The organism is Desulfovibrio ferrophilus, assembly GCF_003966735.1.
Taxonomy (GTDB): Bacteria; Desulfobacterota; Desulfovibrionia; order Desulfovibrionales; family Desulfovibrionaceae; genus Desulfovibrio_Q; species Desulfovibrio_Q ferrophilus.
In genome coordinates this window covers 169,458-184,483 of the sequence record NZ_AP017378.1, presented here as the reverse complement: position 1 = coordinate 184,483, position 15,026 = coordinate 169,458, and the positions used below count along the sequence as shown (strand labels likewise).

General features: G+C 56.6%; 11 protein-coding genes. 8 read left to right on the top strand and 3 right to left on the bottom strand.

Going from position 1 to position 15,026, the window contains the following annotated elements:
• The first annotated feature begins 32 nt into the window (after nt 1–32).
• From EL361_RS00875 to EL361_RS00855, 5 genes are all read left to right on the top strand, one after another.
• Complete coding sequence (locus EL361_RS00875; RefSeq protein WP_126375702.1) at nt 33–290, top strand: 4Fe-4S dicluster domain-containing protein; 258 nt, start codon at nt 33–35, stop codon at nt 288–290.
• Entirely contained in the window at nt 287–1,435 is a 1,149-nt protein-coding gene (locus EL361_RS00870; RefSeq protein ID WP_126375701.1) for a 2-oxoacid:acceptor oxidoreductase subunit alpha, read from the top strand. The genes EL361_RS00875 and EL361_RS00870 overlap by 4 nt, the downstream gene beginning before the upstream one ends.
• A 4-nt stretch (nt 1,436–1,439) precedes the next feature.
• Nucleotides 1,440–2,267: a 2-oxoacid:ferredoxin oxidoreductase subunit beta gene (locus EL361_RS00865; protein WP_126375700.1), complete on the top strand. Its 828-nt coding sequence runs from the start codon at nt 1,440–1,442 to the stop codon at nt 2,265–2,267.
• A gap of 3 nt (nt 2,268–2,270) precedes the next feature.
• A complete protein-coding gene (locus EL361_RS00860) occupies nt 2,271–2,921 on the top strand; it encodes a 2-oxoacid:acceptor oxidoreductase family protein (RefSeq protein WP_126375699.1) in 651 nt (216 codons plus the stop codon).
• Between the two features lie 189 nt (nt 2,922–3,110).
• Nucleotides 3,111–3,674: a CBS domain-containing protein gene (locus tag EL361_RS00855; protein WP_172961572.1), complete on the top strand. Its 564-nt coding sequence runs from the start codon at nt 3,111–3,113 to the stop codon at nt 3,672–3,674.
• A gap of 127 nt (nt 3,675–3,801) precedes the next feature.
• On the opposite strand, the gene sucD is transcribed toward EL361_RS00855, so the two are convergent.
• Complete coding sequence (sucD, locus tag EL361_RS00850; protein WP_126375697.1) at nt 3,802–5,871, bottom strand: succinate--CoA ligase subunit alpha; 2,070 nt, start codon at nt 5,869–5,871, stop codon at nt 3,802–3,804.
• A gap of 279 nt (nt 5,872–6,150) precedes the next feature.
• Here sucD and EL361_RS00845 point away from each other — a divergent pair, with 279 nt between their 5' ends.
• Entirely contained in the window at nt 6,151–9,429 is a 3,279-nt protein-coding gene (locus EL361_RS00845) for a DUF748 domain-containing protein (protein ID WP_126375696.1), read from the top strand.
• 150 nt (nt 9,430–9,579) lie between these two features.
• On the opposite strand, the gene EL361_RS00840 is transcribed toward EL361_RS00845, so the two are convergent.
• On the bottom strand, nt 9,580–12,582 hold the full coding sequence (locus EL361_RS00840; RefSeq protein WP_126375695.1) for an NAD-glutamate dehydrogenase domain-containing protein: 3,003 nt from the start codon (nt 12,580–12,582) through the stop codon (nt 9,580–9,582).
• Between the two features lie 241 nt (nt 12,583–12,823).
• Between EL361_RS00840 and EL361_RS00835 the strand changes: the two genes are divergently transcribed.
• Both EL361_RS00835 and EL361_RS00830 read left to right on the top strand, forming a co-directional pair.
• Nucleotides 12,824–13,318, top strand: a complete 495-nt coding sequence (locus tag EL361_RS00835) for a MarR family winged helix-turn-helix transcriptional regulator (protein ID WP_172961571.1) — start codon at nt 12,824–12,826, stop codon at nt 13,316–13,318.
• A gap of 75 nt (nt 13,319–13,393) precedes the next feature.
• Nucleotides 13,394–14,353, top strand: a complete 960-nt coding sequence (locus EL361_RS00830) for a 4Fe-4S binding protein (protein ID WP_232034837.1) — start codon at nt 13,394–13,396, stop codon at nt 14,351–14,353.
• A 74-nt stretch (nt 14,354–14,427) separates the two neighbouring features.
• Here the strand turns inward: EL361_RS00830 and EL361_RS00825 are convergent, their stop codons facing one another.
• Nucleotides 14,428–14,937 carry a chemotaxis protein CheW gene (locus tag EL361_RS00825; protein ID WP_126375693.1) on the bottom strand — a complete coding sequence of 170 codons (510 nt, stop codon included), beginning with the start codon at nt 14,935–14,937 and terminating at the stop codon, nt 14,428–14,430.
• Between the last annotated feature and the right edge of the window lie 89 nt (nt 14,938–15,026).

Sequence of the window (15,026 nt, the reverse complement as noted above, 5' to 3'; positions counted from 1 at the left end):
TGTCTGGCGGCCCTGACGGAGCGAGAGGTACAATGGCGAAAGTACAGAAGGGACAAACAAAAATCACAATCTATCCAGACTGGTGCAAGGGATGCGGGCTGTGTGTGGCCTTTTGCCCTGGCAAGGTCCTGGAGCTTGACCCGGTGGAAGGCTGTGCCAAGGCCATCCGGGAAGAGGACTGTATCAACTGCGGATTCTGCGAACTCCACTGTCCGGACTTCGCCATTGTCATCACCCCCAAGGACAGCAAAGGTTCGAGCGAACCCAACGAGGGGAGCAAAAAATCATGATTGCCAAGCGTAAAACCCCAAGGGAAATTTTCGCCCTCGGAGCGGAAGCTGTTGTCGAGGGTGCACTGCTTGCTGGCTGCAGCTTCTACGGCGGATATCCCATTACCCCATCTTCGGAGATCATGGAGGCCATGGCCGCCCGCCTGCCCAAGACCGAAAACGGTGTCTTCATCCAGATGGAAGATGAGATCGCTTCCATGGGCACCATCATCGGTGCATCCATGGCTGGCCGCAAAGCCATGACGGCGACCTCCGGTCCGGGGTTCTCCCTGATGCAGGAGCTCATCGGCTATGCCTGCATGACCGAAGTGCCACTGGTCATCGTCAATGTCATGCGCGGTGGCCCCAGCACGGGATTGCCCACCAGCCCGGCTCAGGGTGATGTCCAGCAGGCCCGCTGGGGAACTCACGGCGATCATTCGATCATCGTGCTCTCCGCCACGGACGTGCAGGACTGTCTGCAAATGACGGTGACAGCCTTCAACTATGCAGAAAAATACCGCACCCCGGTCATTCTGCTGCTGGACGAAATCACGGCCCATACCCGCGAAAAGATTACCATCCCCTCTCCCAATGACATCGAAATCTTCTCGCGCCTGCAGCCGACCATGCCACCGGAATGGTACAAACCCTTCGAGGAAACCGTGCGCGGCGTACCGCCCATGCCACCTCTGGGTGCAGGCTACCGTTTCCACTACACCGGCTTGACCCACGACGATCATGGCTTCCCGACCTCCAAACCCGAAGAGGTCGAATCCGCTGTTTCCCGCCAGTTCCGCAAGATCGATCAGTTCTTCTTCGATATCCAGATCGTGGACGAGCACCGGGCCGAGGATTGCGAGATGCTGGTGGTGGCCTTCGGCAGTGTGGCACGTAGCGCACAACTGGCCGTGGACCAGGCCCGGGAACTGGGCATCAAGGCAGGTCTGCTGAACCTGAAAACACTGTTCCCATTCCCGCGCGGCGCAGTGGAAAAGGTCATCGGCAACTGCAAGACCATTCTGGTGCCCGAGATGAACATGGGGCAGATGTCCCGCGAAGTGAAACGGGTCAACGATGGCCGCTGCAAGGTCAAGACCCTGAACCGCATCGACGGACATATCATCACCCCCAAACAGATCCTCGACAGTCTGAGGAAGGGATAAAGTCATGGCCGAAGTTACGCAAATCATCCACAACTACCTGCGGCACGATAAAAAGTTCCCGCATGTGTTCTGTCCCGGTTGCGGCCACGGCATCGTCCTGGGTTCCCTGATCCGCAGCGTTCACGCCCTGGGCATCCCCAAGGACGACGTCGTCCTGGTCGCCGGCATCGGCTGTTCGGGCCGCATCCCGGTCTACGTCGACTTCAATACCGTACATGCCGTACATGGCCGCGCTCTGACCATGGCCACAGGCATCAAGATGGCCAATCCCAAGTTGCACGTCATCGTGATCATGGGAGACGGCGACGCGCTGTCCATCGGCGGCAACCACTTCATCCACGCCGCCCGCCGCAACATCGGCCTCTCGGTGCTGGTACTCAACAACTTCATCTACGGCATGACCGGCGGGCAATGCTCGTCCACCACGCCGCAGGGCGACTGGTCCACCACCACCCCGCACGGAGCCATGGAAAAGTCCTTTGACCTGGTAAACCTCACCAGCGCTGCCGGGGCCAACCACGTGGCGCGCGGAACGACCTTCCACGTCAAGACCCTGGACAAGCTGATGACCAACACCCTGACAAAGCCCGGGTTCAACTTCCTGGAAGTGCTCACCCCGTGTCACACCCAGTATGGCCGCAAGAACAAGTTCAAGAACCCGGTGGAAATGTACAAGTGGCTCAAGAGCACGGCCATGCCGCTGGAAGCCTACAACAAGCTGGCACCTGAAAAACGCGGCAACCGCATCCCCATCGGTGTCTTCCAGGAGCGTGAAGAAACGCCGCTGGAAGTCAGCTACGAGAACATGCGCAAACAACTGAGGGGGGCCTAAACCATGAAGGACATCCAACGCTTTGAGATCTGTCTGTCCGGACTTGGCGGGCAGGGCGTGCTGACCTTGGGCAAGATCATGGGCCAGGCCTTGGCCTTGGGGCACGGCTTCAATGTCGCTCAGACCCAGAGCTACGGCCCGGAGGCACGCGGCGGCGCATCACGCACCGACCTGGTGATCTCCACCCAACCCATCAGCTATCCCAAAACCGACAAGATCGATCTGTTGGTGGCTTTGTCGCAGGAGGCCTGCAACAAGTACTTCCAGCTTCTGAAACCCGGTAGCATCCTGTTGGTGAACACGACCCTGGTCAAACAGGTCCCCACCAACCAATACTTGGGTCTGCCCTTTACCGAAATCGCCATGGACAGGTTGAAACTTGTCCAGGCCATGAACACCATCGTGCTTGGTGCATGCACCTTCCTGCTGCCCTTTGCCAAGCGCGCGGCCATGCGCAAGAGTCTGGAAGATGCGCTGCCGGCAAAGATCGTCGACATCAACTTGAAAGCCTTCAATATGGGTTATCGCGATGCCAAGAAGGCCTTTGGAGAACCGCCAGCCATCTGGGCGGACATGATCGACAACGCACCAAGCGCCAGTACCAAGACAAAGAAAGCAGCAGCCAAGAAAAAGCCTGCCACCAAAAAGAAATAAGACCACTGGGCCGCCTTTGGGCGGCCCTTTTTTTATCCCACAGCTCCAAAGCCTATACAATGGGAACCTTCGTCTTTCCCCATCTTTCCCATGACCTTTCACTCTACCTCTTCCCAAAATCAGAGGTACAAGGTACTCTCAAATCTGGAAACTCCCTTGTCGAAACAATCCAGTTTTGAGGATAGTGATATGAAGAATTTCAAGGTCAGAGATTTCATGATGACCACAGAGCAGCTGACAACCATCCCGGAGACCGCCAATATTTATGAAGCAGCTGATATCTTCGACAGGGCTCAACGAAATCTTGAACCCGACGAATTCCGATATCGAGCCCTGCTGGTGGTCGACAAAAACGGACAGGGCGTGGGTAAACTATCGCTGCTTGACATCATTGCCGGGCTTGAACCCCGATACTCACAGGTCGAGCCTATTAAAATGTCACGCTTCGGAATGACTCAGGAGCAATTGCAATCCATCTTCCTGCAATATGGATTATGGGAAAGCAGTCTGGTCAACCTCTGCAAGCAGGCCGACGGCATCATCGTAGGCGACATCATGGACACCCCGAATGAATCCGAGCTCGTTCACGAGGACCAATCGCTTTCGTTTGCGGTGCATCAATTCGCCACAGGCCGCCATCACAACCTGGTTGTGCACGATGCCAAGGGCGAGATAACAGGCTTACTGCGGCTGGCGGATGTCTATCGGATAATCCGCGATGAGCTGATGGAGTGCCAAATGAAGGGAGTGTAACTTCACTCCCAGGATCATAGTCTCCAAAAAACGCCCCCGTCGATCAATGATCGACGGGGGCGTTACTATTAAGTGTTCACAGGACAGCAGTCCTGCGTTCATCATGAATACAATCGAAACATCAGTCCTATTTCTTCAAGGCCTCGGCAACCAGCCCGGGCAATTCGTCCAGGTTGTTGGCCAGGGCAAAGCCAGCGCCGGTCATGGCCTCAAGCTTGTCCTCAATGCCACGCCCGGATTCCAGAATGGCACCGGCATGGCCCAGGCGCTTGCCCGGAGGGGCCGTCTGCCCAGCGATGAAGCCCACCACCGGTTTGGTAAAGCCCGTCTCCTTGACGTACTCGGCCAACTGCTCTTCGGCACTGCCTCCAATCTCACCCAGAATGACCACGGCTTGCGTATTGGGGTCATTGCGCAGCAGTTCGAACAGATCGATGAACGACGTGCCCACAAACGGGTCGCCACCGATGCCAACACACAGGGACTGACCGATGCCTGCATCGGACAGGCGGCGTGAAGCCTCATAGGTCAGGGTGCCACTACGGCTGAGTACAGCCACCGGGCCGGGGGCAAAGGCATAGTCCGGCATGATACCAATCTTGGTACGGCCCGGAGCAATCAGCCCCGGGTTGTTGGGTCCGACCAGCCGAGTGCCAAGAGGTGCAAGCTGCTCGCGCACCCACAGCATATCCTGCTGGGACAGGCCATCGGTAATGCAGACCACCCACTTGATACCTGCGTGAGCGGCTTCCAGAATAGCCGCCGGAGCAAAGGCCGCGGGTACAAAGATGATGCTGGCGCCGATCTCGTGCTTGGCACAGGCCTCGCGCACGGAGTTGTACACGGGCACGCCCTGCACTTCCTGTCCGCCCTTGAACGGAGTCACACCGGCCACGATGTTGGTGCCATAGGCCTGCATCAGCCCGGTATGCAGCTGAGCGGTCTTGCCGGTAATGCCCTGCACCAGCACGGGCAGGTCCTTCTCGAAAGGCAGGCCTTCGCCCAAAGGCTGCGGCTCAAATTTCAAATCCACAGAAACGGCCTCGCAGGCCTTGCACGTTTCTGCCTGCTGACCATCAATGCGTTTCAGGGCTGCGATGGCCTCGGCCATATTGGTGACGATCACCAGCTTGTCCGAATTGACATCCGTCAGGATTTCACGCCCGGCCTCAGCCTCGTTACCCGAAAGACGAACCACCAAAGGCTTGGCCGGAGCCTGGCCTTCCAGCGCTTCATACAAAGCCAATGCCACCTTGCGGCAGGATAAGACCCCACCAAAGATGTTGATCAGCACGGCCTCCACGGAGTCATCCTCAAAGAGCAGGGTCATGGCGGTGCGCATACGATCCAAATCCGCTGCGCCGCCCAGGTCCATGAAGTTGGCGGCAGGCAGGGCGGACTTGTTCAATAGATCCATGGTTGCCATGGCTAGGCCCGCACCATTGACCATCAGGCCGATGCGCCCGGACAAGGAATGGAAGGCCAACCCGGCTTTGCGGGCGATATTCTCTTCACGAGAGGCATGCTCAGGGGTATAAAAGCGTTCCAGATCGGTATGCTGGAACAAGAAGTTGTCATCGATCTCGACCTTGCCATCAAGGGCCACCCAGGAGGATTCCTCAGTCAGCACCAGGGGATTGACCTCGGCCAGCAGCAATCCGTAATCCCTGACCGCAGCGTAGAGCTTGCCCACGAATTCGCGGAAGTGCGACCAGAACTCGGCATCCATTCCCAGATGGAAGAAAGCGGCGCGCATGTTGTATTCGGTCAGCCCCAAGCTCATGGGAATCTTCTGCACCAGCAGATTGTCCGGAGACAGATTCTCGATCTCCATGCCACCCTCGCGGCCCACGGTGAACACCACGCTTGCCAACTCGCGGGCAACGGTGAACGAGCAATAGAACTCGCGCACGATCTCGGTGCTCTTTTCCAGACGCAACAAAGGCACGTCCTTGCCCTTGATGGTCATCCCGAACAATTTTTTCGACAGGGGGACCAAATCCTCACGGCTGTCGATGCGCAGAATGCCACCGGCCTTGCCTCGACCTCCGGCCAAAACCTGCGATTTCAGGTACCACGGCAGAGGAAAGGAAGGCTGGACGTTTTCCAGAGTTTGAGACGAAAACAGAATCCCCTCGGGAACATTGATCCCCGCCTCGGCAAAAAGCAATTTGCTTTGGTGTTCGTTGAGCAACATCTGATATTGACCTGACCGGTTGAGTGACTGGGTTGGTTCTCGATACTCGACACTGCTCCGGCTGTTTTCCCGGAGGCAACGCCGCCCATAGCACGAATCCCACCGGTCGTGAACCGGTGTTTTGAGCCCGCTTTCGGACGAACAGGACAAGCCCCCGCAACCACTGCGCTAACAATAATCGTCCGCAGTTGATTTATCTCAGGCTTTGCGTGACCAGCAAAATACAGTATTCTCACAGATGCTTTGGTCGATCACTGCAACCAGCTGCTGGAGAGTATTATGCCCCACGATGAAAACACGGCCCCCTCATCCGCGCCCACCCGAGAAAAATCTCTCAGGGGAAAAATCATCAGTTGGCTCATCGTCATCATCGTCGCCATCGCTCTGTATACGGTACTGGGCTTTTTCGTCATTCCACGAGTGGCCAAATCGTTGGGACAGACAAACCTAAGTGAAGCTCTGCACCGCAATGTCAGCATCGAAGAAGTCCGTTTCAACCCGTTTTCCCTCGTGCTGGAAGTGCAGGGCATTCAAGTTCAGGAGCCTGAGGGACAGGAAATCTTCGTGTCCCTGAAGCGCCTGCGTACGGACCTCGGATTCCTGAACCTGTTCCGCCTTGCCGTGGGGGTGGATGAAGTCCTTGTGGAACAGCCCTATGTTCATATCAGTCAAGGCAAAGATGGACAGTACAACTTCTCCGATCTGCTCAACGGAGGCGAAGGCGGTTCCGAAGCCCCGGCAGAAAATGGAGGCGGACTGTTCCCGGCCATAGTCAGCAACTTTTCCATCACCAATGGCACAATAGTCTTTGACGATCTGACCAAGGGAAAACAGCACAAGGTGGAAAACCTTGAATTGTCCATCCCCTTCACATCCACCCTGCCCAGCGACAAGAGTGAATACGTTCGACCGTACCTGCGGGCGAACCTCAACGGAACGCCCCTGGCTTTGGAGGGGCGGACCCGCCCATTCGAGGACACTCTGCGCACGGAATTTCATTTCAATCTCGACAAGCTGGATTTGACTCAATACTGGGCCTATGTCCCCCTGCCCAGGCAGGCGGTCCTGCAATCAGGAACCCTCTCCTGCGACCTGTCCCTGGTTTTCCAGCAACGTGGCACGGTGGTTCCCCAACTCTCCATCATGGGGCAGGCCCAGGCCAATGGCGTTGCCTTGCAGCTCGAAAAGCAACCTCTTCTGAGCTTCGATGAACTCGCAGTGGACATCAGCGGGCTGAGCCTGCGCCAACGCCTGCTGAGGCTCAGCCTCGTTCGCCTGAGCAGCCCGAAAACCTCCATTGTCCTTGACGAGCAAGGGACACTCAACTGGTTGGGACTGATGCCTCCCGCATCTGAACAAGATCAGGAAGCGGCACCTGCAAATGACAAAGGCGAGGACCAAGGCAATTTCACCGTTATTGTCCAACGGGTGGAACTCCAGGAGGGGTCGGTTCTGTTCCAGGACAAGGCCCGGGAATTCTCTTCCTCCATCGGACCGGTGAACCTGGGAGTTGACGACCTGGACAGCTCTGGAGGCGATGCGAAGTTCAAGCTCGATGTGGCATTGGGTGGGCCGCAACAGCTCACTGCCGATGGAATCTTTGATCTGGCCACCCTGAACTCCTCCGGCTCGCTGTCCGCCCAGAGCATCGACACCACAACCCTGGCCCCCTACTACGCCAGCGCTCTGCCTGCCGAACTTCTGTCCTGCACAGCCAGCGCAACCCTGAACTACAGGCTCCAGGCAGGGGATGAGACATCTCTGGAACTGGACAAGACAAATGTCACCCTTGAAGACATCGGACTGCGCCGCAAGGACGGCAAAGGGGCCACGGCCCATGTGAAGTCCCTCCAATTGACGGAGGGAACCATCGATGCCCTGAACGCCAAGGGCACGCTTCAGGCAATCACCGTAAGTGACACCTCCTTAAGCGCAGCGCGCGGAACCGCAACGGCCCGGCAATTCGGTACACTCCAGGGCGTTGCACTCTCGGAGCTGGCCTTTGAGGCCGATCCGATCAAGGTCACCCTCGGCAAATTCCAACTCAGCAATTTATCCGTGGCGGCACCCGGCGACGCAACCCCGGCACTCTCCCTGAAGCAGTTGGACATTTCCCCCATCACCTACGATGCGGAAAAGAAAGCCCTGACCGTCAAACGGACCCTGATCCAGGGACCGGAACTGGCCGCCGCCCTCAATGCGGATGGCATCTCGAACTTGGCGCGCATTGCCTCAGCTGCTACGGGAGAGCCCCTGCCCGAAAAGGCACCCACCCAGGCGGAACCTGAGGAACAATCCCCGAAAGCCGAGGACAAAGAATCAAAAGTGGCTCAGGAACCAGCCAACGCGCAGGCACAAAGCCTGACCCAGATGGAAACCAAGTTCAGCCTCGGCAGTCTGGAAATCCAAGAGGGCGTCATCTCTTTCCGTGACGAAGGCATCTCTCCACCCTATTCAACGTCCCTGGGCAATCTGACTGGCAGGCTGGATAACATCTCCACCACCCCCGGCGCGCCCCAAGCCACCCTGACTCTAACTGGAACCGTGGACGGCAGCGCGCCGCTGATTCTGGAGGGTTCAGCCTCGCCAACGGACCTTGGCATGAATCCGAAGCTCCATCTGACCCTGACGAACATGGGCCTGACGGCCCTGTCTCCCTATACGTCCAAGTTCATGTCCTACTCGCTGGCTACGGGCCAGTTGTCTCTGGACATCAACACGATCCTTGAAGGCGCCGAGGTCACCAGTGACAACACATTCAAGCTAAGCAGCATCACTCTGGGAACCTACCAGAAAAGCCCGGATGACATGGGCATCCCGCTATCCCTGGCCTTGGCTCTGCTGGCTGACCGCTCGGGCAACGTTCAACTGGATGTGCCCGTGCGCGGCAACCTGAACGACCCCACATTCCATTTGGGTCCCGTCATCTTCAAGGCAGTACTGAACCTGCTGTTCAAGGCCGTCACCTCACCTTTTGCACTCATTGGCAGTATGTTCGGTGGCGGTGAGGACTTGAGTGCTCTGACCATGGCTCCCGGATTATCAGCATTGGGAGCGGACTCGCAGGACAAGCTGGAATCCATCACCAAGGCCCTGAATGAGCGCCCACGACTGAAGCTACAGATAGCGGGAACGACCTCCCCGGCAGCGGACCGTGCGGCTCTGACAGAGCTTTGGTTTCAGCGAGCCATCAAGACACCAAAATTCCTCGAACTTCAGGAAGACGGGCAGGCTCCGGCCAGTGTGGACGATGTGGTCCTCAGTGACGAGGACTATCCGAAGTATCTGGAGGAAGCCTATGCCGCAGCCGAATTCGAAAAGGAAACCAACGCCTTTGGCCTTCTGAAAGACCAACCAGTTGAAACAATGGAACAGTTGCTGCGCACTCATGTGGCAGCGACGGATCAGGATGCCCTCGAGTTGGCCAAGCAACGGGCTTCTGTGGTCAAGGATGCGCTGCTTGGAAATGGAGTGGATGCAGCGCGGGTGTTCCTGCGCGAGGCCACCCCCAAGGACGGCGAACAGATCCCCATGGGCGTGGTCCTGACGCTCCAGTAATGGACGTCAGGCACCCAGCAGCGCGAACTGCTCCACCAACAGTCAAGCGCCTTCCTCGTATAAATACAGCCCCCCGCAACAGACGTTGCGGGGGGCCTTTCTTGAATGTTCAATGGTGAGCCGAACGAACATTGAATCTGAAGCCAGCTCCTAATCGGGTTCCATTCCCAGATCACGCCCCGTCAGGTACTTGCGCCCCGTGGCGAGCAGGATTCTGGAAATTTCCTCACGACCGGGAGCATCACTTTTGACCAATCCCTCGATGTATCCGGCCAGGCGCTTTTCCTGACGCAAGTAGGCATGCACAACCTCGTTCACATCGTGCACGGCCGTAAGCCCCCGCAACCAGCCAATGCCTTCAGCATACACCGAGCGAGAGGCCGAGAACGCCGCCAGCAGAGCCCGCAGATGGGATAACGGCACCCGCTCGATCAGCCTGTCGGCATAGCGCTCCGCCAGCAATCTCGGGCAGTAGGCCAACAACAACGCGTACAGTTCCGAATCCTCACGCAGAGCCTGGGCAGTGGGATAGCGTTCCTTCAAGCCGACGTCGATCAGATCGGCCAGTGTATTGATCTCCTTGGACAGATCCATGGAAATCTCGGTCATGGGTCGGCATCCGCCGCAGGACTTGTACTCGCGAATGATCAACCGCGCTTCGGCTCGTGCCCGCTCCCGCAGGATACCCAGAACCTGGGAGACATACTCATCCTTTTCAGCCAGAAACTCCTGTTCGCTCATGGCAAGCCCTGCCAGGATCTCGTAGGAGGAACAAATCACACCCGTCTTGTTTGCAGAGGCTCCGTGCAAAATCAGGACACCCTTTTCCTGGAGCCTGTCCCTGGCCGGATCGGAAATGAAGATATTGGCCCCTTCCACGATGGCCTTGGCCGATGGAGTTCCATCCTCAAGCAGAAATTCCTGCCAATTCTTTTCGTTGATGGTATCCGGTCTTCCCCCAGAGGGGATGAACAGATCCGCCTGCACGGTGTTATGCAGGGTATCTCTCAGATGCGCGCCATCAGGATCGGCAGTGCTGACGACAAACGCCCCCTGCCCCTTGAGCTTGGACTTATCGAACTCGGAGACTCCAAGCACCGCATCGGACAAGCGCAAAAGCTCCCCGTGGTCCAGACCATCCGGGTCATAGAGAGCCCCGTGTCCATCCGTGGCCGCCAGAATACGTGCATTCTCGCCATAATCACGGATCAGGATGCGCATGGCATTGGAGGCCACGTCCCCGCGTGTCCCGCCCGTGAACTTAACGCTGAATGACTCCTTGAACGGATCAATGCCGAGCAGCTTCAGAATTTCTTCGGCAAAGACCATCACTCCCAGGCTCGTGACGCCATAGACCTTGTGGTTGATCCCTGTCTCCGGCTTGGAACTCATGTATGCCGAGGGCCAACGGTATCCGCGCTTGGCGGCACGGGCCACAATCCAACGAATATGGTCCGTGGTGATATTTTCGTCCGGTCCAAGGTAGATGATCTCCTCGTGTCCGATATAATCCACCACCCTTGGCAGGGTCGGGCTATCACCATCAGACACAATGATATCCAACAGCGAATTGGTCATGGACTTCACGGCCAGATCGATGTCTCCCAACGGCCCGAGCAGAATGACGGCCTTGGAACCGCCTTCGGGAATATCCTTGTTCTTGTGTTGTTGCGAATGGGCCAGGGCCGTGACCTCATCAAACAGGCGATTGGATTCCAACTCGAACTGTTCCTGAGTACGTGTGGGCACCACCCGCACACCCCCACGCGCCATCTCGCGATAGCGCACATGGAACCCCTGAAAATGTGCCCCTTGGAAAAAGAAGAACCCATAGGGACGGCTGTTGCTGTCCTGACGCAACCCCTGCTTGCGGGGCAAATGATCCAGCACCATGGGATCCATGCGGAACGACAGCCCAAAACGGTTGGCAATATAGTAATTAGTTCGCAGCGTGTGGCTGACGAAGGTTTCCATGGCCGCGAAGGTATCGGCAACAATATCGTCACCCATGGATTGCCGCAGTTGACGGCATTGCTCCAGGAGTTGGCGCGAAGTTCCTTCTCTGTCTGAATCGTCAGGGTCAAAACGTGCTTCAAAATACTTCAGCACGGCCCAAGCAGCCTTGCGGTTGGTCAGTACGGCATGAACGATGTTTGCCGAAGTATACGCATAAGGATCCTTTTTGAGCAGGAACTGATGCGCAAACTCGGCAGCGGCCATAAGGAACATGACCTGGTGCACGCTCATGCCTTCCTCATCGGCAAATGTCTCCAAGGTATGGCCCGAGGCAAACCACTTCACGGCCTGCAACTCTCCGGCAAGGGCAGCCCAACGCGTGGCATCTCCCAACGCAGTGAAGCCTTCCTGGGTGACATAAAAGCTCATGATTCCCAACGCCTGGCCCGGAGTATCGTAAACATCCAGATAGGCCCGTTCCACTTCCGCACCAGACCGGCCCAAAATCCGATTCATGGTCAACAATGCCCCATGGCTGGGCGGATTCATCATGGAAACGATGATCCGACACAAACCAGGGTAGATATCCTTCTCCAGGCTCACATGGACCCGATCGGAGTTCTTGATGCGGCGATAGATTTCGAAATGGCGCACCGCCCTTTCAATCTCGAACTTGTCCACGCAGTCGCCAGTGGCAGTTGCCAGAAACTCACCGAATTCCTCAACGTCTTCTACGGACAGCAGCCCGCTGGCTCTGGTCTGCTCCACGGCATGATGAAAATTCACACTCTCTCGATCCACTCTTCCCTGAGGATCAAGAATAAAGGAATCCAGCCGGAGTTGCCGGTCATGGCTGGCGTACATTCTGGCGTTCAGAATGGATTCGTGGCTCAACTGAGCGATAACACCGTTCAGAGCATCCATGCCACCACCCGGAGAAATGTACGTCACCTTGGTTCCACAGGGGCTCTTCAGGGACAGCACATGCCCTTCGGCTGTAGCCTGCCCCGAAACAAGTGCGTGCAAATGGGCGACCTGTTCCACCCGATCATGCGTCCGAAAATAATATTCCGGCATCTCGCGATAGAACCAGGGCACCATCTGGTTGGCCGCCGAGGACAAACTGTCGCGAACCTCTCCAAGAATTTGATCGGCATCAGGAATTGCTTCATTTGATCTGTTCGAGGGATCGGACATACCCGCTCCTCCGTTCTATGGGTTGTGCCGGTTTCGAACCCGGCCAGTATTCCGCCATGCGCGTGGTATGGCATCAGATATTAGTCCTCTAGAATGTATATCTTTTCAGCTCTCAAGGACAACTGTTTTCCCATTATTTTGCACCACTGAAGACGTCACAGGATTTGTTTGTCAGGGCCTTCCCTTGACCTTAATAATTTGCCCCCTTACAATAAGGACAGTTAACAACAAGGAGTCACCCATGGGAATACAATCCAACACACCGAAATACGAAGCACTTCTGGCCCTGACCAAACGCTTGGATAATCAGGATGAATCCGCCGTAGCCACCGGGCTGGATATCCTCCAGACTGCCGCAGCCATGCGCATGCATCTGCACGAAAAGTTCTTCCGTGATCAGATTTCCGAAGGGCGATTCACGGTGCTGGCCCTGTTGCTCACGGCATCGGACTGGAGCCTGACCCCGTCGGAATTGGCCAGCAGCGCTGGTGTGACCAGAGCCACCATGACTGGCCTGCTCGATGGGTTGGAGCAAAAAGAATTTGTAGAGCGCCGTGCCGACAAGCACGACCGCCGCAAAATCACCGTGCACCTCAAACGAATCGGGCGCGAACACCTACTGCAATTGGCCCCGGAATTCTTCGCAGCACTTCAGGACGTGGGTTCCGCTCTGCCCGAAGCCAAACGCAAATCCCTGGCCTCGCTATTGGCACGGATTCGTGAAGCAGCAAGTTGAGTTGGGCACCGAGGCTGCCTGAACCAGGCCCCTATCGGGACTGACAACCACGGCATCATGCATGGAGAATGGCACATGATGAAACTGTCAGCTCTTCTCGAAAAACTCCCGGCTCGACGCTCCACCGTCGCTTTCATCAAAGAAGCCGAACGTATCCCCGGATACTCCTGGCTGGAAAAACTGCACGGCTACATCTATGGTCGCTGGACCTATTTCTACATCTCGGTGGGAATTGGCCGGCACCCCATGCAGAAGCTGTTCGAGCCACTGGCCAACTTGGCGACCAAAATCTATCCCACCTATCCACATCCAGACAAGGATTCAGACACAGTCTCCTGGGCCGACTCCTATCATGGCAAGGCCATGCCCCTGGAAGAAATCAAACAGCTCATCAGCATCAAGCGGGACATCGAAATCCCAGACCTGGAGCGGATCATCCCTTACAAGAAAGCCCGCTCCATCATTCTCAAGAACCCGGAACGGATCGTACTTCTGAAATGCCCATGCAGAAGCGCACAGGAAAACCCCTGCGAACCGCTGGACGTCTGTCTCATTGTAGGCGAGCCCTTTGCCAGCTTCATGCTTGAGCACCATGCCGACAAGGCTCGCTTGATTGATCAGGATGAGGCCGTGCGAATTCTGGAAGAAGAAGACAAGCGCGGACATGTGCACCACGCCTTTTTCAAGGAAGCCATTCTGGAGAGGTTCTACGCCATCTGCAATTGCTGCGACTGTTGCTGCGGCGCTATGCAGGCTCAACGCAACGGCATCCCAATGCTCTGTTCTTCGGGGTATGTCGCCGTGATAGACGAAGAACTCTGCAAGGGGTGTGGCGTCTGCGCCCAAAAGTGCCAATTCCACGCCCTGACAACCAAGGATGGCTTAACCCGCCTGGACCCGGCTCAATGCATGGGCTGTGGCATCTGCGTCAATGCCTGCCCCACTGATGCCCTGGCCCTGGAGCGAGATCCGTCACGGGGAGAACCCCTGGAGATCGTGAAGCTGCTCAAGAAGGCCGAACAAACCACTCACTGACCCCGACTGCTAGAAGCATTAAAAGGCCGCCATCCATGAGGACAGCGGCCTTTTCTTGTCGATAGAGATGGGCATCAGGCCTCGGGATCATCCCCAGACATCCCGCCCTTGGCCTGAACAATGGCCAATTCGCTGGCCGAAAACACGCGATCAATCTCCAGAATCATCATGAAGCGATCATCCTGACGGGCCATGCCCTGAATAAACTCGGCGTTGATGCCGGTGCCCAACTTCGGTGCCGACTTGACTTCATCATCCGTCAATTCGACCACTTCGCGCACCGAATCCGCCAGTGCTCCCAACACCACTTCCTCTCCATCCATGACGACAACAACGATGATCACACAGGTGTCCACCGTGCGCACCGTGGCTTCCATATCGAACTTGAGCCGCAGGTCCACCACAGGGACGGCGTGGCCCCGCAGGTTGATCACCCCACTCATGAAGGCAGGAGCGTTGGGAATGCGGGTCACTCTCTGAAATTCAAGAACTTCCCGGACCTTGGCAATGTCCAACGCATACAATTCACTATCAAGAACGAAACTCAAATACTGCGTTCGCTCCTGCATTTGATTATCGACCATTGCTGACTCCTCGCGCAACGAACCAGGGATGCTGCTCAACGCACAGCTTATTAAAAAATATGAACTTTCTAGATAGAAATCAGACTAGC

Bases quoted from the DNA above. Each gene is read 5' to 3' on its own strand.
- EL361_RS00870 (WP_126375701.1), top strand. From the start codon at position 287: ATGATTGCCAAGCGTAAAACCCCAAGGGAAATTTTCGCCCTCGGAGCG.
- EL361_RS00840 (WP_126375695.1), bottom strand. From the start codon at position 12,582: ATGTCCGATCCCTCGAACAGATCAAATGAAGCAATTCCTGATGCCGAT.
- EL361_RS00865 (WP_126375700.1), top strand. From the start codon at position 1,440: ATGGCCGAAGTTACGCAAATCATCCACAACTACCTGCGGCACGATAAA.
- EL361_RS00875 (WP_126375702.1), top strand. From the start codon at position 33: ATGGCGAAAGTACAGAAGGGACAAACAAAAATCACAATCTATCCAGAC.
- EL361_RS00855 (WP_172961572.1), top strand. From the start codon at position 3,111: ATGAAGAATTTCAAGGTCAGAGATTTCATGATGACCACAGAGCAGCTG.
- EL361_RS00835 (WP_172961571.1), top strand. From the start codon at position 12,824: ATGGGAATACAATCCAACACACCGAAATACGAAGCACTTCTGGCCCTG.
- EL361_RS00860 (WP_126375699.1), top strand. From the start codon at position 2,271: ATGAAGGACATCCAACGCTTTGAGATCTGTCTGTCCGGACTTGGCGGG.
- sucD (WP_126375697.1), bottom strand. From the start codon at position 5,871: ATGTTGCTCAACGAACACCAAAGCAAATTGCTTTTTGCCGAGGCGGGG.
- EL361_RS00830 (WP_232034837.1), top strand. From the start codon at position 13,394: ATGATGAAACTGTCAGCTCTTCTCGAAAAACTCCCGGCTCGACGCTCC.
- EL361_RS00825 (WP_126375693.1), bottom strand. From the start codon at position 14,937: ATGGTCGATAATCAAATGCAGGAGCGAACGCAGTATTTGAGTTTCGTT.
- EL361_RS00845 (WP_126375696.1), top strand. From the start codon at position 6,151: ATGCCCCACGATGAAAACACGGCCCCCTCATCCGCGCCCACCCGAGAA.